The sequence below is a fragment of the Streptomyces sp. NPDC046925 genome, assembly GCF_040644915.1.
GTDB lineage: Bacteria > Actinomycetota > Actinomycetes > Streptomycetales > Streptomycetaceae > Streptomyces.
The window spans coordinates 101,320-119,190 of the sequence record NZ_JBEYWZ010000003.1; the positions used below are offsets into that span (position 1 = coordinate 101,320).

Annotated in this window: 16 protein-coding genes; 8 read left to right on the forward strand and 8 right to left on the reverse strand. The window is 70.7% G+C overall.

Annotation, left to right across the window (positions count from 1 at the left end):
- Positions 1 to 77: 77 nt before the first annotated feature.
- The 3 genes from ABZ906_RS13700 to ABZ906_RS13710 all read right to left on the reverse strand — a co-directional run bounded on the left by ABZ906_RS13700 (position 78) and on the right by ABZ906_RS13710 (position 3,656).
- Positions 78 to 1,469 carry a S28 family serine protease gene (locus ABZ906_RS13700; RefSeq protein ID WP_361381670.1) on the reverse strand — a complete coding sequence of 464 codons (1,392 nt, stop codon included), beginning with the start codon at positions 1,467 to 1,469 and terminating at the stop codon, positions 78 to 80.
- Between the two features lie 70 nt (positions 1,470 to 1,539).
- Positions 1,540 to 2,706, reverse strand: coding sequence for a hypothetical protein (locus ABZ906_RS13705; RefSeq protein WP_361381673.1), 1,167 nt, complete (start codon positions 2,704 to 2,706; stop codon positions 1,540 to 1,542).
- On the reverse strand, positions 2,703 to 3,656 hold the full coding sequence (locus ABZ906_RS13710; protein ID WP_361381676.1) for a 5-dehydro-4-deoxyglucarate dehydratase: 954 nt from the start codon (positions 3,654 to 3,656) through the stop codon (positions 2,703 to 2,705). Before ABZ906_RS13710 ends, ABZ906_RS13705 begins: the two co-directional genes overlap by 4 nt.
- Positions 3,657 to 3,905: 249 nt before the next feature.
- Here ABZ906_RS13710 and ABZ906_RS13715 point away from each other — a divergent pair, with 249 nt between their 5' ends.
- The 7 genes from ABZ906_RS13715 to ABZ906_RS13745 all read left to right on the forward strand — a co-directional run bounded on the left by ABZ906_RS13715 (position 3,906) and on the right by ABZ906_RS13745 (position 11,441).
- On the forward strand, positions 3,906 to 4,715 hold the full coding sequence (locus tag ABZ906_RS13715; RefSeq protein WP_361381679.1) for an NAD(P)-dependent oxidoreductase: 810 nt from the start codon (positions 3,906 to 3,908) through the stop codon (positions 4,713 to 4,715).
- Positions 4,716 to 4,982: 267 nt separating this feature from the next.
- Positions 4,983 to 5,753, forward strand: a complete 771-nt coding sequence (locus ABZ906_RS13720; protein ID WP_361188281.1) for a DeoR/GlpR family DNA-binding transcription regulator — start codon at positions 4,983 to 4,985, stop codon at positions 5,751 to 5,753.
- 118 nt (positions 5,754 to 5,871) lie between these two features.
- On the forward strand, positions 5,872 to 7,236 hold the full coding sequence (locus ABZ906_RS13725; RefSeq protein ID WP_361188284.1) for a sugar ABC transporter substrate-binding protein: 1,365 nt from the start codon (positions 5,872 to 5,874) through the stop codon (positions 7,234 to 7,236).
- Positions 7,233 to 8,186, forward strand: coding sequence for a sugar ABC transporter permease (locus ABZ906_RS13730; RefSeq protein WP_361188286.1), 954 nt, complete (start codon positions 7,233 to 7,235; stop codon positions 8,184 to 8,186). The genes ABZ906_RS13725 and ABZ906_RS13730 overlap by 4 nt, the downstream gene beginning before the upstream one ends.
- Entirely contained in the window at positions 8,183 to 9,052 is an 870-nt protein-coding gene (locus ABZ906_RS13735; protein ID WP_361188288.1) for a carbohydrate ABC transporter permease, read from the forward strand. Before ABZ906_RS13730 ends, ABZ906_RS13735 begins: the two co-directional genes overlap by 4 nt.
- Positions 9,049 to 10,044, forward strand: a complete 996-nt coding sequence (locus ABZ906_RS13740) for a zinc-dependent alcohol dehydrogenase family protein (protein WP_361188291.1) — start codon at positions 9,049 to 9,051, stop codon at positions 10,042 to 10,044. Before ABZ906_RS13735 ends, ABZ906_RS13740 begins: the two co-directional genes overlap by 4 nt.
- Before the next feature lie 161 nt (positions 10,045 to 10,205).
- Positions 10,206 to 11,441: a TerD family protein gene (locus ABZ906_RS13745; RefSeq protein WP_361383137.1), complete on the forward strand. Its 1,236-nt coding sequence runs from the start codon at positions 10,206 to 10,208 to the stop codon at positions 11,439 to 11,441.
- Between the two features lie 143 nt (positions 11,442 to 11,584).
- On the opposite strand, the gene ABZ906_RS13750 is transcribed toward ABZ906_RS13745, so the two are convergent.
- The 5 genes from ABZ906_RS13750 to ABZ906_RS13770 all read right to left on the reverse strand — a co-directional run bounded on the left by ABZ906_RS13750 (position 11,585) and on the right by ABZ906_RS13770 (position 16,967).
- Positions 11,585 to 11,812, reverse strand: a complete 228-nt coding sequence (locus ABZ906_RS13750) for a CarD family transcriptional regulator (protein ID WP_135329399.1) — start codon at positions 11,810 to 11,812, stop codon at positions 11,585 to 11,587.
- A gap of 162 nt (positions 11,813 to 11,974) precedes the next feature.
- A complete protein-coding gene (locus ABZ906_RS13755) occupies positions 11,975 to 12,997 on the reverse strand; it encodes a 1-aminocyclopropane-1-carboxylate deaminase (protein WP_361381682.1) in 1,023 nt (340 codons plus the stop codon).
- 17 nt (positions 12,998 to 13,014) lie between these two features.
- Positions 13,015 to 13,659: a GntR family transcriptional regulator gene (locus tag ABZ906_RS13760; protein ID WP_361381685.1), complete on the reverse strand. Its 645-nt coding sequence runs from the start codon at positions 13,657 to 13,659 to the stop codon at positions 13,015 to 13,017.
- 91 nt (positions 13,660 to 13,750) lie between these two features.
- Entirely contained in the window at positions 13,751 to 15,334 is a 1,584-nt protein-coding gene (locus ABZ906_RS13765) for a TROVE domain-containing protein (RefSeq protein WP_361381688.1), read from the reverse strand.
- A 184-nt stretch (positions 15,335 to 15,518) separates the two neighbouring features.
- Complete coding sequence (locus ABZ906_RS13770; protein ID WP_361188301.1) at positions 15,519 to 16,967, reverse strand: alkaline phosphatase PhoX; 1,449 nt, start codon at positions 16,965 to 16,967, stop codon at positions 15,519 to 15,521.
- 119 nt (positions 16,968 to 17,086) lie between these two features.
- Here ABZ906_RS13770 and ABZ906_RS13775 point away from each other — a divergent pair, with 119 nt between their 5' ends.
- Positions 17,087 to 17,857 (forward strand): SDR family oxidoreductase, encoded by a 771-nt coding sequence (locus ABZ906_RS13775; RefSeq protein ID WP_361188304.1) that lies wholly within the window; start codon positions 17,087 to 17,089, stop codon positions 17,855 to 17,857.
- Positions 17,858 to 17,871: the final 14 nt, after the last annotated feature.

Consider the following 17,871-nt stretch of genomic DNA (forward strand, 5'->3'; position numbering starts at 1 on the left):
CGCACCCCTGCCCTGTAGACCGGCCCGGCGCCCGGAACTCATCGCCGGACCGGTCATCCGGGAACCCGGGGATCCCGCTACTTCACGTCGGCCCAGCGCTTGATCGTCGCGGTCACCTCGGCCTGCTCGGCGGCGGGCAGCTTGGCGATGGAGGCGCCGTGGTTGGAGCCGGGGACCGCGTAGCGGTAGGAGTCGCGGTGGCTCGGGGTGAACTTCTCCGCGCTCCACGGGTCGTTCTCGCCGTAGATGAACATCATCCGCTGGCCGCGGGTCTTCACCCAGCGGTCGACGTCGGCGATGGTGCTGTTGTCGTACGAGCCGCGCATCGCCTCGGGGAGGACCGAGTTGGGCTGGTAGATGCCGGGGTAGCGGCGGACGTCCCCGAGGTGCTTGAACTTCAGGTCGGCCCAGCCGAGCTGGGTGGCGGCCTGGCGGTAGTAGGGGCCCGTGCCGTTCGTGCCGAGGGTCTCGTCCTGGTAGACGCTGAAGCCGTGCTTCTTCGACCAGTCGTAGAGCTCGTCGTCGCTCGCCTTCTTCGCGTCGGGCACGGTCGGGCAGTTGTCGACGCTGCCGCTCTGCCAGAAGTTCCACACCTGGTCGAGCACCGCGAACTCGTAGGCGCGGTCGGTGGTGCCGAGCGTCTCCTCGAAGGTGTCGCCCGCCTCCTTCGCGTCCGCCTCGAACTTGGGCAGCAGCGCCTCACGGCGTACGAGCATCTCGCGCTGCACGGCATTGAGCGCGCTGCGGCACTCGGCGGTGCCGACCGTCCGGAAGAAGCGTTCGTAGCCGCTGTCGTCCCTGTTGTTCGCGTCGTTCGGGGCGACGAACGCGACGACCGCGTCCAGATCGCCGGGGTAGAAGCGCTCGTGGTACGTCGCCGTCATGCCGCCCTTGCTGGCGCCCGTGCCGAGCCACTTGCCCTTCTCGATGCCGCGCAGGGCCCGCGTGAGGCGGTGTTCGTCGGCGGCCTCCTGCTGGACGGTGAGCTTGGACCAGTCGGAACCGGCGGCGCCCGAGGGGCGGGACTGTTCGAAGTAGCGGTGTTCGACGCTGACCTGGTTGGCGTCGATCAGCTTGGTGAGGGCGGTGGTGTTGGACGCCAGGGTGTAGCCGCCGGTGTAGAGGACGGTCGGCTTGTCCGTGGCCTTGTGCCAGAGCGTGGCGCGCTGGGTGAACGTGCCGGCGCGGGGGTTGCCGTGGTCGACGGGCTGGGCGTAGGTGAGCGTGTAGAAGGGGTACCCCTCACGGTCGGCCACGGAGACGACCTTCATGCCGGGGATCTTCTCCAGCCGGTCCCGGATGTCGCTCGATGCGCCGACCCGCCCGTCAGCGGCCTGCGCGCCACCGGTCTGCGCGTCAGCGGCCTGCGCGTCACCGGCTTGCGCGGCGGCGGGCACGGCCCCGCCGAGTACCGCCGCGCCCGCCATGAACCCGGCGCAGACCAGCGCCGATATCCCCTTGTTGCGCACCTTGTCTCCTCGTACTGGAGCGAAATGGTTGCGCGGATGGTAACCGCTTCCACTTCTGGTGCGACAGAGGCTATTTGAGGTGCTCCAGGGCCTTCGTCACCTGCGCCAGATCCGCGTCGGAGGCCAGCCCCGCGTGGTAGAGCCGCAGCTCGTCGGCGCCCAGGGTGCGCGCGTGCGCGGCGTCGGCGGCGAGGGTGGCGGGGCTGCCGCCCATGCCGGAGACCACGGTGAAGTTCGCGGCGAGGGTGGTGCGGGCCGTGCGGTGCGCGTCGAAGGGCGCGAGGGCCCCTGCGCCGCCCGTGCAGGGCACGACCACACCGTCGGCCACGGAGAGGATGTGCTCCGGGTCGACTCCGGCGTTGGCCCCGCAGTGGTACGTCACCGGGTCGGCGTGCAGCAGCACTTGGAAGCCGTCCGGCGCCTCGGCGCGCACGGCCGCGATCGCCGTCTCCTGGAGCGTGCGGGCGGTTTCCTCGCGCCACGCGCGCGTGGCGGCCGCCGTATCGGCGCCGAGGAGCTTCTCCACCGCCTCCCAGCCGCCGGGGGGCTCCTCGCCGCGCCACACGGGCTCCAGGGCGCCGCGGACCCCGGCCGCGAGACCGTCGGGGTCGAGCCCCCGGCCCGCGTACCCCGCACGGCAGTCCGTACAGAAGCACAGCGACATCAGGTACTGGCCGGCCTCCCCGAGCGGCACTCCCGCGATCTTGTCGTGGGCGTGCAGATGCGCGAGGCCGTACCAGCCAAGGGACTCCAGCTCGGTGCCGCGCGCGCCGGGGCGTACGGCGGCTTCCGCGGCGAGGTCGACGAGGTACGCGCGCGTGGCGGGCTGCGCGATGCAGGGCGCCCAGGGATAGCGGTCTCCGTAGGCGTTGACCACGGAGGTGTCCGGATGGTCGGCGCCCATACGGGAGTTGTGGGCGAGGACGACCCAGGTGTGCACGTCGAGCCCGGCGTCCGCGAGCGCTTCTGCGGCCTCTCCGTAGGCGTTGCCCGGGGCCCAGCTTCCTGCCGCGTACGGGCGCAGGCGGCTGCCCTGCCAGCGGTCGTCCGGCTCGTACAGCACCGCCGCGTGCTCGGCGGTGACGATGCGGTGGCGGGGGTGGCGCGGGGTCAGGGCGCGCGTGGAGTGGTAGGCGGAGGCGAGGGTGACCTGCCGGACGCCGAGGGCGGCGATGCGGGCGGGCGCGCCGGGGTCGCCGACGACGTCCCAGGGGTACAGGAAGGCGGAGGTCCTCACGCGCTCTCCTCCCGCAGCAGGGCGCGCCCGCGCTCGGTCAGTTCGACCAGGCGCTTGATGTGCTCGTCGGCGGGTTCGTGCAGCGGCGTCCGCACCTCGCCGACGTCGAGCCCGGCCATGCGCACGCCCGCCTTGACCAGCGAGACGGCATATCCGCGGCCCTCGGCGCGCAGCTCCACGAAGGGCCGGTAGAAGCCGTCGATGAGCCGGTTGACCAGGGCGTCGCCCTCGGCGGTCCGGGCGTTGAAGGCGCGGTGGAAGGCGAGCGCGATGTCGGGCGCGAAGCAGAAGGCCGCCGACGAGTAGAGCGTGATGCCGATGCCCCGGTAGGCGAGGCCGGTGAGCTCGGCGGTGGGCAGGCCGTTGAAGTAGAGGAAGTCCTCCGGGCCTTCCGCGCGCACGGCGCTGACGATGCGCTGCATCAGGTCCATGTCGCCGAGGCCGTCCTTGAAGCCGATGATGCCCTCGACGCGGGCGAGTTCGACCACCGTCTCCGGGGTGAACACGGCGTTGTCGCGCTGGTAGACGATGACGTCGAGGGAGGTGGCCGCCGCCAGTTCGGCGTAGTGGGCGAGCAGTCCCTCCTGTCCGGCGACGACGAGGTAGGGCGGCATGGCGAGCAGCCCGTCGGCGCCCGCCTCCTCGGCGAGCTTCGCGTACCGCACGGCGAGCGCGGTGCCGTACCCGGCGCCCGCGACCACCGGCACCCGGCCCGCCGACTCCTCGGCGGCCGCGGCGACGCACGCCCGGAACTCCTCGGGCGTCAGGGCGTGGAACTCACCGGTGCCGCAGCAGGCGAACACGGCGGCCGCTCCCGCCTCGATGCCCGCGCGCACGTGCGCGCGGAAGACGTCGAGGTCGACGGAGCCGTCGGGGCCGTAGGCGGTGACCGGGAAGAACAGCGGCCCGCTGGGGACGTTGAGTCGATCGGCGAGGGGTGCTGACGTCACGGGCTCTCCCTTAGCGTGCACGTTTCTGATCCACGTCCATATTTCTGAACGGACCCACGCTAAGCCGCCCCCGATCCCCGGTCAAGCGGCGAGGTCCGCGAGAGATCGCGAAGAGATCGGGAAGAGAACCGCGATCGAGGAGCGGATTCCCCGCCTCCGTACGACACTTGACTCGGCGAGGCATTGATCCTTACTTTGTCCACAGATGTGAATGCTGTACGCACACACGAACTCCGAGGAGACCCCCTCATGCCCGCTCCCCGCACCGTCCTGCTCACCGGCGCCGCAGGGGGCCTCGGCACCCTGATGCGGGGGCTCCTTCCGGCGTACGGCCACGAGCTGCGGCTGCTCGACGTGCGGCCCATCGAGGGCGAGCCGGACGCGATCACGGCGGACCTCTCCGACAAGAAGGCGCTGCGGGAGGCCGTGCGGGGCGTCGACGCGGTCATCCATCTCGCGGGCATCTCCCTGGAGTCCTCCTTCGACAAGATCCTGCGGGCGAACATCGAGGGGACGTACAACCTCTACGAGGCGGCGCGCGAGGAAGGCGTCCGCCGTATCGTCTTCGCCTCCTCCAACCACGCGGTGGGGTTCACGCCGCGGCCCGTCGGCGACGATCCGCTGATCCCGGTGGACACGCCGCGCCGCCCCGACACCTTCTACGGCCTCTCGAAGTCCTTCGGCGAGGATCTCGCCCAGTTCTACTGGGACAAGCACGGCGTCGAGACGGTCTCGGTGCGGATCGGCTCGTGCTTCCTGGAGCCGACGAGCGTGCGGATGCTGTCGGTCTGGATGAGCCCCGGTGACGGCGCCCGCCTCTTCCACGCGGCGCTGACCGCTCCGGAGGTGGGGCACACCGTGGTCTACGGCTCGTCCGCGAACACCCGGCTGTGGTGGGACCTCTCGTCGGCGCGCGCGATCGGCTACGAGCCGCAGGACGACTCCGAGCAGTACGCGCAGAAGCTGGTCGCCGAGCAGGGCGAGCTGGACCCCGCGAACCCGGACCACGTGCACCTCGGCGGCCACTTCTGCACGAACCCGCCGGTCTGGCCGTACTGAGAGCGGAACGCCCCGCAGGCCGGAAGGGCCGAAATCAGCCCTTCCGGTGGGACACAAGAGCCCCCGGAACCTGAATCGGGCACGAAACGGGCGGCCCCGACCCCCCGAACGGGCACCCCTCCCGCCCGGAGCAGAGGCCGAGGCTCTGCCAAACGGGCAGAGACGGGCACCATCGCCCGCACTCCGAGCCTGTTCACACACCGTCCCCCGCTGTAGAACTTCCCCACAGGGCCCGAACGGGCACAGCCAGGGAAGGAGGCGGCATCCATGACCGCGGAAGAGCGACAGCGGGAGATCGTCCGGGTCGCGCGGACCTCCGGCTCCGTGGACGTCACCGCGCTCGCCACCGAACTGGGCGTCGCCAAGGAAACCGTCCGCCGTGACCTGCGCGCCCTGGAGGACCACGGGCTGATCCGCCGCACCCACGGCGGCGCCTACCCCGTGGAGAGTGCGGGCTTCGAGACGACCCTCGCGTTCCGCACCACCATGCACGTCCCCGAGAAGAGAAGGATCGCCACCGCCGCCGCCGATCTCCTCGGCGACGCCGAGACGGTCTTCGTCGACGAGGGCTTCACCCCGCAGCTCATCGCCGAAGCACTGCCCGAGGCCGCCAAGGGACGCCCCCTGACCGTCGTCACCGCGTCCCTGGCCACCGCCGGCGCCCTCGCCGAGGCGGACAACATGTCCGTCCTGCTGCTCGGCGGCCGCGTCCGCCCCGGCACGCTGGCGACCGTCGATCACTGGACGACGCGCATGCTGGCCGGGTTCGTGATCGACCTCGCCTACATCGGCGCCAACGGCATCTCCCGCGAGCACGGTCTGACCACGCCCGACCCCGCGGTCAGCGAGGTGAAGACACAGGCCATCCGCGCGTCACGGCGCACCGTGTTCGCGGGCGTGCACACCAAGTTCGGGGCGACGAGCTTCTGCCGGTTCGGGCACGTCGGCGAGTTGGAGGCCATCGTCACGAGCACGCAGCTGCCCGCCTCCGAAGCGCACCGCTACTCGCTCCAGGGCCCCCAGGTCATCCGCGTCTGACACCCCCGCCCCTCGCTCACGTCTCCCCCCACTCCCGCTCACGTCTCCCCGCCCCCGACCCTCCAGCCCGGCACCTCTCGTGATCCCGCACGCCCAAAAATCCACTCCAGGAGCATTCATGCGAACCCAGAGCCGACGGAGGTCGCGCGCACTCGCCGCGGCAGCCGCAGGGACGCTGCTTGCCCCGCTGCTCTCCGGCTGCTGGGCCGGGGCGGGCGGGACCGGTTCCGGCGACTCCATCAACGTACTGATGGTGAACAACCCGCAGATGGTCGAATTGCAGAAGCTCACCGCGGCCCACTTCACCAAGGAAACGGGCATCAAGGTGAACTTCACGGTCCTGCCCGAGAACGACGTCCGCGACAAGATCAGCCAGGACTTCGCCAACCAGGCGGGCCAGTACGACGTCGCCACGCTCTCCAACTACGAGATCCCGATCTACGCCAAGAACGACTGGCTGCACGAACTCGGCTCGTACACCAAGAAGGACAAGGCGTACGACGAGAAGGACGTACTGCCGTCCATGCGCGAGTCCCTCACCGGTGACGACGGCAAGCTCTACGGACAGCCCTTCTACGGAGAGTCGTCCTTCCTGATGTACCGGAAGGACGTCTTCAAGAAGGCCGGTCTCACCATGCCGAAGAAGCCCACCTGGCAGGAGGTGGGCAAGCTCGCGGCCGAGGTGGACGGCGCCGAGTCCGGCATGAAGGGCATCTGCCTGCGCGGCCTGCCGGGCTGGGGCGAGCTGATCGCGCCCCTGACGAGCGTGGTGAACACCTTCGGAGGGACGTGGTTCGACAAGGACTGGAAGGCCAGGCTCGACTCCCCCGAGTTCAAGAAGGCGACCCAGTTCTACGTGGACCTGGTCCGCAAGCACGGCGAGTCCGGAGCCGCCCAGTCCGGCTATGCCGAGTGCCTGAACAACCTCACCCAGGGCAAGACCGCGATGTGGTACGACGCCACGGCCGCCGCCGGTTCGCTGGAGTCCGCCAAGTCCCCGGTCAAGGGCAAGATCGGCTACGTACCCGCGCCCGTGGAGAAGACGAAGCACTCCGGCTGGCTCTACACCTGGGCGTGGGGCCTGCAGAAGGCCTCGCGCAACCCCGACAAGGCCTGGAAGTTCGTCTCCTGGGCGTCCAGCAAGGAGTACGAGGAGCTGGTCGGCGAGAAGATCGGCTGGTCCAACGTCCCGGCGGGCAAGCGCTCCTCCACGTACGACAACCCCGAGTACGTCAAGGAAGCCGCCGCTTTCCAGGACGTCACGCACGACGCCATCGAGGGTGCGCAGCCGACCGACCCGGGCGTGCAGCCCAGGCCCGCGCCCGGCATCCAGTTCGTCGGCATCCCCGAGTTCACCGATCTCGGCACGAAGGTCTCCCAGGAGATCAGCGCGGCCATCGCCGGGCGCCAGTCCGTCGAATCGGCCCTCAAGAAGTCGCAGAAGCTCGCCGAGAAGATCGCCGAGGAGTACGAGGGACGATGACCGCCACCGCGAGCACCACCACCGTCGCGCCCACCACCGTGCGCGCCCCCGGCCCCAAGGCACCGGGAAGGCTGCGCGCCTGGGCCACCAGGGCGCCGCTCCTGCCTGCCCTGATCTTCATGGTCGTCGTCACCCAGCTGCCGTTCGTGGCCACGCTGGTGATCTCCTTCTTCGACTGGAACGCCCTCTATCCCGACGCCCGCAGCTTCGCCGGATTCGACAACTACTCCGAGGTCCTCACCGACCCTGACCTGCGTAAGTCCGTTCTGACGACCATCGTGCTCACGGCCACCGTCGTGCTCGCGAGCCTCGTCATCGGGCTCGGCCTCGCCCTGCTCCTGGACCGGAAGTTCCGGGGCCGCGGAATGGTGCGCACGTTGCTCATCGCGCCGTTCCTGCTCGTGCCGGTGGCCGCGGCGCTGCTGTGGAAGCACGTGCTCTACAACCCCGAGTACGGCCTCTTCAACGGTCTGCTGCACTGGCTGGGCGGTGACGGCGCGGCCCAGCCCGACTGGGTGTCCAACACCCCGCTGCTCGCCATCGAGGCCTCCCTGATCTGGCAGTGGACGCCCTTCATGATGCTGATCCTGCTCGCCGGACTGCAGAGCCGCGACAACGAACTCGTCGAAGCGGCCCGGATGGACGGCGCGGGCAACTGGCAGATCTTCCGCTATCTGACGCTGCCGCATCTGCGCCGCTATCTGGAGCTCGGCTCGCTGCTCGGCTCGATCTACATCGTGCAGAACTTCGACGCCGTCTTCACGATCACCTCGGGCGGCCTCGGCACCGCCAACCTGCCCTACACCGTCTACCAGAGCTTCTACCAGGCCCACGAGAACGGACTGGCGTCCGCCGCCGGTGTCCTCGTCGTCATCGGTTCCATCATCATCGCGACCTTCGCGCTGCGGGTCGTCTCGTCCCTGTTCCGTGAGGAGGCGTCCCGCGCATGAGCACCGCTGCGACGCGTGTACGCACACAGCCCGCAAACCGCTTCCGCATCCGGGGCTCCGCGGGCCTCGGCCTGGCCGCCTGGCTGGCCGGCATCCTGTTCTTCCTGCCCATCGCCTGGATGACGCTGACGTCCTTCCACTCGGAGGAGGACGCGGCCACCAACCCGCCCTCACTGGCCGCCTCGCTCACCCTGGACGGCTACCGCGACTTCTTCGGCTCGGGCGGCGGCGCGAGCCCCTGGCCCTCGCTCATCAACTCGACCGTGGCGTCGGTCGCCTCCACACTCCTGGTGCTCGTCCTCGCGCTGCCCGCCGCGTACGCGCTGTCCATCAGGCCGGTGAAGAAGTGGACGGACGTCCTGTTCTTCTTCCTGTCGACGAAGATGCTGCCGATCGTGGCCGGTCTCCTGCCGATCTATCTCTTCGCCAAGAACACCGACATGCTCGACAACATCTGGCTGCTCGTCATCCTCTACACGTCGATGAACCTGCCGATCGCGGTATGGATGATGCAGTCCTTCCTCGCCGAGGTGCCGCCCGCGATCATCGAGGCCGCGCAGATCGACGGGGCGCGCCTGCCGACCATCCTCGCGCGCGTGGTGGCGCCCATCGCGCTGCCGGGGATCGCGGCGACGTCCCTGATCTGCTTCATCTTCAGCTGGAACGAACTCCTCTTCGCACGGGTGCTCACGGGTGTCGTCGCCCAGACCGCGCCCGTGTTCCTGACCGGCTTCATCACCAGCCAGGGCCTGTTCCTGGCGAAGGTGTGCGCCGCGTCGCTCGTGATCTCCCTGCCGGTGCTCGCCGCGGGGTTCGCCGCCCAGGACAAGCTGGTCCAGGGCCTGTCGTTGGGAGCAGTCAAGTGAAGGCCGCCATCATCGAGTCCGTCGGCAAGGCTGTGGTCGGCGAGGTGCCCGACCCCACTCCGGGGCCGCGCGACGTCGTCGTCGAGGTCGCCGCATGCGGTCTGTGCGGGACGGATCTGCACATCCTGCAGGGCGAGTTCGCGCCCACGCTGCCGGTGGTGCCGGGGCACGAGTTCGCCGGTGAGGTGGTGGGGCTCGGCCGTGAGGTCACGGAGCTCGCGGTCGGCGACCGGGTCGCCGTCGACCCCTCGCTGTACTGCTACGAGTGCCGCTACTGCCGCACCGGCCACAACAACCTCTGCGAGCGCTGGGCCGCGATCGGCGTCACCACCGCGGGCGGCGCGGCCCAGTACGCCGTCGCGCCGGTCGCCAACTGTGTGCGGCTCCCCGAGAACGTCCGCACCCAGGACGCGGCCCTCATCGAGCCGCTGTCCTGCGCGGTACGCGGCTACGACGTGCTCCGCGCCCAGCTGGGCGCCCACGTCCTGATCTACGGCTCCGGGACGATGGGCCTGATGATGCTGGAGCTCGCCAAGCGGACGGGCGCCGCGAGCGTGGACGTCGTGGACCTGAACGCGGACCGTCTGGCCACGGCGCGGCAGTTGGGCGTCTCGGGGTCGGCCGCGGGCGCCGACGAGCTCGACCGGCCGCAGGGCTGGGACATCGTGGTCGACGCCACGGGCAACGCGAACGCCATCCAGGACGGCCTGGGGCGGGTCGCCAAGGCGGGTACGTTCCTGCAGTTCGGCGTCGCCGACTACGCGACGCGGGTCGAGATCGACCCGTACCGCATCTACAACCAGGAGATCACCATCACCGGGTCGATGGCGGTCCTGCACAGCTATGAGCGGGCGGCGGAGCTGTTCGCCGCGGGCGTGCTCGATCCTGATGTGTTCATCAGCGACCGGATGCCGTTGGACGCCTACCCGCAGGCGCTCGACCGGTTCGCTTCGGGGGTGGGCCGGAAGATCGTGGTCGTGCCTTCGCCTTAGCGGCGGGCGGGCGCACCAGAATCACCGGCTCCGCCGAGTTCGTCCGCAACGCCGGACGGTCCGAAATCCGGCCCGTCCGGCGTTCGGGGAACACGGGAAGAAATCTGCGCAGGTAAGGGAACGGCAAAGCCGGGACGTTCGTTACCCCGGACATGACCGCTATGACACCCGGCTCGAACATCCCTCTCACCGCCACCCGCGTGGCGGTGGACGTCGCCGCACCGGTGCGGCTCGACGTATCGGGCCTGCTGCTCACCGCCGACGGCAAAGTGCGCTCCGACGACGACTTCATCTTCTTCAACCAGCCCGCGGGCCCCGGCGTGACCTATCAGTCGGGCGGCGGCACCACCCCCGACAAGATCACGGTGGACACCACCGCCGTGCCCGCCGGCATCGAGAAGATCGTCGTGACGGCGAGCCCGGACGCGGCGGGCCAGTCCTTCCAGGGCATCGAGCCCACCGCCACGATCCGCAACGCGGACGACGGTTCCGTGCTCGCCACGTTCACGCCCCCGCAGCTCGGCGCCGAGACCGCCCTGGTGATCGTCGAGGTCTATCTGCGCAACGGCGCCTGGAAGGCACGCGCGGTCGGCCAGGGGTACTCGAACGGCCTGGCCGGTATCGCGACGGACTTCGGCGTCTCGGTCGAGGAGCCCGCGGCCCCCGCCGCTCCGGCCGCCGCCGCGCCCGCCGCCCCGATGGCGCCTCCGACCGGCGCCCCGGTCCAGGGTCCGCCCCCGCCGGTCGCGGACCCCCGCATTGCCGCCCCGGCAGCGCCCGCCGCTCCGCCGGCGCCCGCGGCCCCCGCCCCCGGCGCCGGGAAGATCAACCTGGACAAGGGCCGGGTCAGCCTCCAGAAGAACCAGACGGTGTCCCTGGTCAAGGGCGGCAAGCCGCTCCTGTCCCAGGTCAAGATGGGCCTCGGCTGGGAGCCCGCGTTCCGCGGCAAGGACATCGACCTGGACGCCTCGGTCATCGCGTACGGCCCGCAGCGCAACCACGTGGACAGCTGCTACTTCGGCAAGCTGTCGATCGTGAACGGCGCGATCAAGCACTCCGGCGACAACCTCACGGGCGAGGGCGGTGGTGACGACGAGGTGATCGTCGTGGACCTGGGCCGTCTCCCGCAGGACGTGACGGGTCTCGTCTTCACGGTGAACTCGTTCTCGGGCCAGAAGTTCACGCAGGTGGCCAAGGCGTACTGCCGCCTGCTCGACGCGGGGACCGGCGAGGAACTGGTCCGCTTCGACCTCACCAACGCCGAGGCGCAGACGGGCGTGATGATGGCCAAGCTGATCAAGCAGTTCAGCGGAGAGTGGGAAATGACCGCAATGGGTGACTTCGTCAAGTCACGCACCGTGCGCGGAATGGTGAAGCCCGCCGCGCAGGCGCTGTAGTCGTCGCACTGACGTCCACGGGCGTCCGCGGGCGCCCGGCAAAGACGCCGGGACATGCGGGGGCGGTCGGCGGGAAGGGGTGGACCTTCCCGCCGACCGCCCCTTTGGCGTGCGTGCGGACGCGCCCGGAGGCGTACGTCAGGTCAGAGCTTGGCCAGCTTGGGATAGGGACTGAGGAAGCGTCCCTGACGGCCGGCGAAGTCGATGACCACGGCTTCTTCGCCTTCGACTCCGACGATCCGTCCGAGTCCGTACTGGTCGTGAGAGACCCGGTCGCCCACGGCGAACTGCTCGATGGGCGGTGCGGGCGGCGGCGGAACGTTAAAGGGGCTGTTCGGCAGGTGGCGTCGGGTACCGGGGGGCCTCGTCATGTTCCGAGTATGCGCCCTCAGGACCCTGCCGCACCATGCTCCGACCTCACACGGTCCTCACATCGGCATCAAACCGACACACAATCTCGGTTTCCCCGTAGCATTGCGTAGTTGCTTCGTGGCACCGCGCGCACAACTGTGCCCCACAAGCCTCGCGGGAGCTCAGAACAGGGCACTGTAGGCATTCAGGGCGGGCTGCCCGCCGAGGTGGGCGTAGAGGACGGTCGCGTCGCGTGCGATCTCGCCCCTCTCCACCAGATCGATCATTCCGGCCATCGACTTCCCCTCGTACACGGGGTCGGTCACCATGCCCTCCGTGCGGGCCGCGAGCCGCATCGCCTCCAGGGTGGCCTCGTCGGGGAGCCCGTAGGTGCCCGCGTGATAGCGCGCGTCAAGCTCGATGTCGGCGTCCTTCACCTCGGTCTGCACGCCGATCAGTTCGGCCGTGCCGCGCGCGATCCGGGCTATCTGCTCGCGGGTGCGGTCGGGATCGGCGGAGGCGTCGATGCCGAGCACGCGCCGGGGGCGGCCGCCCTCCTCCGCGAGTGCGGCGAACCCGGCGACCATGCCCGCCTGGGTCGACCCGGTCACCGAGCAGACCACGACGGTGTCGAAGAAGACCCCCAACTCCTCCTCCTGTTCTGCCACTTCATAGGCCCAGCGGGCGAAGCCCAGACCGCCGAGACGGTGGTCGGAAGCGCCCGCCGGGATCGCGTAGGGCTTGCCGCCCGCCTCCTCGACCTCGCGCACCGCCTGCTCCCAGCTCTCCTTGATGCCGATGCCGAATCCGGCGCGCACGAGGCGTACGTCGGCGCCCGCGAGCCTGCTGATCAGGATGTTGCCGACCTTGTCGTAGACGGAGTCGGGCCAGTCGACCCAACTCTCCTGGATCAGGACGCACTTGAGTCCGGCGCGGGCGGCGACGGCCGCGACCTGGCGGGTGTGGTTGGACTGGACTCCGCCGATCGAGACGAGGGTGTCGCAGCCCTGCGCGAGGGCGTCGGCGACCAGATACTCCAGCTTGCGCGTCTTGTTGCCGCCGTACGCGATGCCGGAGTTGCAGTCCTCCCGCTTGGCCCAGAGCGCGGCCCCGCCGAGGTGATGACCGAGGCGGTCAAGGGGGTGGACGGGCGAGGGGCCGAAGAGGAGGGGGTAGCGGGCGTAGGAGTCGAGAGCTGCGGACACGGGGACCTCCGGCCGGTTCAGGGGTGGGCGAGTTCTTCCAGGACGCGCCAGATCTCCGTGGTGACGGCCACCGCCGCGTCCGGGTCGCCGTCCGCGCACGCGTCGATCAGCCGCGCGTGCAGCTCGGCGGAGCCGCAGGTCACGCCCTCGCCGAAGCGCTGCCTCTCCAGGCGGCGGATGAGCGGGGTGTAGCGGGTGATGGTGGCGGCGGCGGCGCTGTTGCCGCAGGCGGCGACGAGGATGCCGTGCAGGTCGTCGTCGGCGCGCAGGGCTTCCTCCACGTCGCCGGACGCGACGGCCGCCGCGAACCGGCGGTTGGCCTCGCGCATCGCGTACAGGTGCGCGGGCTCCAGGCGGGGCACCGCGCTGCGGGCGACGAGCTCGTGCATGGCGCGGACCACGGCGGCCGCGTCCCTGACGTCGGCCGCGTCCAGTGGCGTCACACGGGTGTGGCTCTGCGGTTTGGTCTCCAGGAGCCCCTCGTCCACGAGCCGCGCGAACGCCTCCCGGACGGGCGCACGGGACAGGCCGAGCGACGCGGCGAGGTCGGCGTCCCGCACGACGCTGCCCGGCGGGATCTCCCCGCCGACGATCGCATCACGGATCGACGCGTACGCCTGGTCCCTGAGGAGGGTGCGGCGCACCGGTTGCATGGCTCCCATGAATTGAAATGTTAGATACCAATCCCCGTCAAGAACAAGGGGCTTGAAGGTCCGGACCCTCAAGCCCCTTGTCCGCACTCACTTCCGCATCTCACTCCCGCACCCACGGCCAGTCGCTCGAAGAGCCCGCCTCGAGCAGCTGCACCATCCGGAAGGCCGCGTCCGAAAGCCCCCCGAACACATGGCGGTTGCCCGTGCCGGAATCGCCGTGGCCCACCCGGTAGCCCGCGAGGTTCCAGGTGTAGACCGGGACGTCCGCCGGAACCTGCTCGGTCGGACCACCGTGATGGTGGTACGACGTCTGCTCGTCGGTGACGATCAGGACGCGGTCGTGCTTCTTGTAGAAGCGGCGCACCGCCTCGGTGGTGTTCGTGCCGCCGAGGTCGCCGAAGCGCTTCAGTACCTTCAGGACCGACTCGCCCCTGCGGTACTTCACCCGATGGCTGTTCGTGCCGAACTCGACCAGGTCCGCGTCCGCCGCCCGCAGCGCGAGCGCCGTGCCGAAGACCGCGGCCGCGTCCGCGCGGTTGAGCTGCGAACGGTCCGAGAGCGGCGACCACATCGAGCCGGAGCGGTCCACCAGGATCAGCGAACGGCCGGGCAGCGCGGGCACGTTGGCAAGGGAGTGGCCGAGCGCCTGCTCCAGGGGGTAGGCCCAGCGCAGCGACGGCGCGTGCTGGTAGGCGGCGAGGTAGCGGAAGGGGAACTGCCGCGACTTCGCGACCTCCGCCGGGTCCGCGAGCCGGTCCGCGACGACCGCCGCCACCTCGTCCGAGACGCCCGCCTCGTCGAAGTTGCGCAGGTTGCGGACGAGCGCCATCGTGCCCATGGAGGGAATGACCGCTTCCCAGGCCGCCTTGTCCATCGGCCCCTGCAGCCAGCCCGCGAGCGCCTCCCACGTCACGCCCGCCGCCGCGAGCCGCTCGGCGCCACCCGCGCCGGTGACCACCGCGCGCCGCTCGGCGACCGGTACCGCCATCAGCTCGCGGTGCGCGGCCAGGATGCGGGCGGACGCGGGCGGCAGTGCGGTGTCGGGGTGGTGGCGGCGGTCGAGCGCGTACCGGAAGAGATCGCCCTGCCACGGCTTGTCCGCGTCGGGCGCTGCGTGCACGAGGTTGAGGATGTCGCCGAAGCGGTAGCCCTTGGACGCCGTGTCGTACTTGAGCAGCGCCTTCTGCCCGTACAGCCGGCGTGCGGCGTCGGCGATGCCGCGCTTGACGGGCTTGGGGATGTTCCGGCCGTACGCCGCCGTCCAGTACCCGAGCAGCTCGCCGGGCTCGTCGGGGCGCCGCAGCACGGAGGCCACGACCGAGCGGTTGGCGGGGCCTTCGGTGGCACCGGCGTCGAGGCGCGCCTTGACGTACTCGGCGGCGCCGACGATCGATGCCGTGCGCATGTTGCCGTCGCCGCGCAACCAGCCGAGCAGGCCCGCGGTCCACTGCGGGTCCTCGACGGCGAGGCGGCGCACGAGCGTGGCGAAACGCTTGTCGCGGGCGTCCCCGGTCTCGTAAAAGGTCTGCTGGGAAACGAAATTCGCCACCGCGAGCAGAAAGAGCTCGGAACGGGGGTCGCGCACACGGCCCCGGCCGCCCTGATGAGTCGCCGCGGTGCGCTCGGTCGACTTCACGGCGGAAGTGACGAGTGCCTTCGCGGACTTGGTGTTGAAGCGTGCCATGGGAATTCCCCCGAATTCAGAATTACTGCCTTCCGAGATCAAAGTGGCGGCGGCGTGGTTTCATCAGAAGAAGTAGCCGCCGCCCGCGCACCGGAAGGAGTTTCACTCTAAGAGAGCGGTGATTCGGGGGGCCAATTGTTTTTCGGTGGCCGCCGATAGGCGACCGCCGGTCAGTGGCCGCCGGTCAGTGGCGCTGTCGCCGCCAGGGGCCCGTGATCGCCAGCATGATGCCGGGGGTCTGGATGTTGGCGTAGAGCGTCTTGCCGTCGGGCGAGAAGGTGACGCCGGTGAACTCGCTGTAGGAGGGCTTCTCGGGGGTGCCCGCGTTGAGTTCGTTGCGCGCGATGGGGTACGTGCGGCCGCGCTCGGTCGCCCCGAAGAGGTGCTGGATGCCGTCGCCGTCCTCGGCGATGACGAGGCCGCCGTACGGGGAGACGGTGATGTTGTCGGGGCCGTCGAACGCGCCGTCCTCGGAGGGGTCGGGGTTGACGCCGAGCAGGACCTTCAGGGTGAGGGTGCGGCGCGAGGGGTGGTAGAACCACACCTGCCCGTCGTGCTGGACGGGGCTCTCGTCGCGGGCGTACGAGGCGACGATGTAGACGCCGCCGTCGCCCCACCACATGCCTTCGAGCTTGCGGGCGCGCGTGATGTCGCCGTCGTCGAACTGCTCGCGCACCGGGACCGTACGCGCGTCGCGGTCCGGGACCTCGATCCAGTCCACGCCGTACACGGTGCCGATCCTGGTGGCGCGGGAGAGGTCGTCGACGAAGCGGCCGCCGGAGTCGTAGCACTTGGGCGCCTTGAGGACGCCCGCCTCGTCGGAGAGGGTGCGCAGCTTGCCGCGGCCGTGCTTGAAGCCGTGCGGCGGGGTCCAGCGGTAGAGCAGGCCGTTCGGCCCGGACGCGTCCTCGGTGAGGTAGAGGTGGCCGCGCTTGGGGTCGACGACGACGGCCTCGTGGGCGTAGCGGCCGAGCGCCTTGATCGGTTTGGGGGCGCGGTTGGCGCGCCGGTCGTGCGGGTCGACCTCGAAGACGTAGCCGTGGTCCTTGGTCATGCCGTTCTTGCCGGCCCGGTCCTCGGTCTCCTCGCAGGTCAGCCAGGTGCCCCAGGGAGTGCTGCCGCCCGCGCAGTTGGTGGCGGTGCCCGCTATGCCGACCCATTCGGCGACGTGCCCGTCGCGGCGGACCTCGACGACGGTGCAGCCGCCCGCGGCCGCCGGGTCGTAGACGAGGCCCTCGGTGAGCGGGACCGGGTGCGGCCACTTGGCGCGGGGGCCTGCCAGCTCGTGGTTGTTGACGAGCAGGGTCGTGCCGCGCGGTCCCTCGAAGGTGGCCGTGCCGTCGTGGTTGGACGGCGTGAATTCGCCGCTCTCCAGCTTCGTCTTCCCGCTGTGGGTCAGGACGCGGTACGAGAATCCGGCGGGCAGCGCGAGCAGGCCGTCCGGGTCGGGGATCAGAGGGCCGTAGCCGGGGGCGTGGCCGAGCGCGTCGGCGCCGTCGGCCCCGTCCTCCGTGGTCTCCTGGGCGGCGAGCGCGCCGGGTGCCGTGGCGAGCGCGCCGACGCTGCCGGCGAGGGCGACCCCCGCGCCGGTGATCGCGGAGCGTCTGGCGAAGTCCCTGCGGGTGAGCGACATGATGTCTCCTCGGGGCGGGTGCAAGGGGCCGGGGCGCGGCCGGGCTGCTGTCGGCGTCACATTCGCGCTCACGTATAAACGGCGGTTGAACACTGTCCGACGTCGAGGGGCTTCCTTCCATGAACCTGCCTGCCACCGGCCGCCGTGTCCTGATCAGCGGGGCCTCCAGGGGCCTGGGCCGCGCGCTCGCGCGGGCCTTCGCCGAGAACGGCGACCGCGTCGCGGTGCACTTCGGCTCGCGCGAGGAGGAGGCGCGCGCGACGCTCGCGTCCCTGGCGGGCGACGGCCATGCCCTGGTGGGCGGGGATCTGTCGGATCCGGCGGGCGCCGCGGACGTGGCAGGGCGGGCCGCCGCCGCGCTCGGCGGCGGCCCCGACGTCCTGGTGAACAACGCCGCCGTGAACCTGCCGCATCCCCTCGCCGACACGTCGTACGAGGACTGGGCCGCGCTCTGGCAGCGGCACGTGTCGGTGAACCTCCTGGCCACGGCGAACCTCAGCCACCTGGCGGCCCGCGGCATGATCGACCGGGGCACGGGCGGCCGGATCGTGAACATCGGCTCGCGCGGCGCGTTCCGCGGGGAGCCCGACCACCCGGCGTACGGGGCGACCAAGGCGGCCGTCCATGCCCTCGGCCAGTCCCTCGCGGTGTCGCTCGCGCCGTACGGGATCGCGGTGGCGTCGGTGGCGCCCGGTTTCTTCGAGACGGAGCGGGTCGCGCACCGGCTGAGCGGGGACGAGGGCGCGGCGATCCGCGCGCAGAGCCCGTTCGGGCGGGCGGGCACGGCGGACGAGATCGCCGCGGCGGTGCTGTGGCTGGCCTCGCCGGTCGCGGAGTGGGCCTCGGGCACGGTCCTCGACCTCAACGGGGCTTCACATCTGCGTACGTGAACCAGTGGTCCCGC

Bases quoted from the DNA above. Each gene is read 5' to 3' on its own strand.
- ABZ906_RS13775 (WP_361188304.1), top strand. From the start codon at position 17,087: ATGAACCTGCCTGCCACCGGCCGCCGTGTCCTGATCAGCGGGGCCTCC.
- ABZ906_RS13750 (WP_135329399.1), bottom strand. From the start codon at position 11,812: ATGACGAGGCCCCCCGGTACCCGACGCCACCTGCCGAACAGCCCCTTT.
- ABZ906_RS13735 (WP_361188288.1), top strand. From the start codon at position 8,183: ATGAGCACCGCTGCGACGCGTGTACGCACACAGCCCGCAAACCGCTTC.
- ABZ906_RS13715 (WP_361381679.1), top strand. From the start codon at position 3,906: ATGCCCGCTCCCCGCACCGTCCTGCTCACCGGCGCCGCAGGGGGCCTC.
- ABZ906_RS13765 (WP_361381688.1), bottom strand. From the start codon at position 15,334: ATGGCACGCTTCAACACCAAGTCCGCGAAGGCACTCGTCACTTCCGCC.
- ABZ906_RS13745 (WP_361383137.1), top strand. From the start codon at position 10,206: ATGACACCCGGCTCGAACATCCCTCTCACCGCCACCCGCGTGGCGGTG.
- ABZ906_RS13760 (WP_361381685.1), bottom strand. From the start codon at position 13,659: ATGGGAGCCATGCAACCGGTGCGCCGCACCCTCCTCAGGGACCAGGCG.
- ABZ906_RS13730 (WP_361188286.1), top strand. From the start codon at position 7,233: ATGACCGCCACCGCGAGCACCACCACCGTCGCGCCCACCACCGTGCGC.
- ABZ906_RS13725 (WP_361188284.1), top strand. From the start codon at position 5,872: ATGCGAACCCAGAGCCGACGGAGGTCGCGCGCACTCGCCGCGGCAGCC.
- ABZ906_RS13770 (WP_361188301.1), bottom strand. From the start codon at position 16,967: ATGTCGCTCACCCGCAGGGACTTCGCCAGACGCTCCGCGATCACCGGC.
- ABZ906_RS13720 (WP_361188281.1), top strand. From the start codon at position 4,983: ATGACCGCGGAAGAGCGACAGCGGGAGATCGTCCGGGTCGCGCGGACC.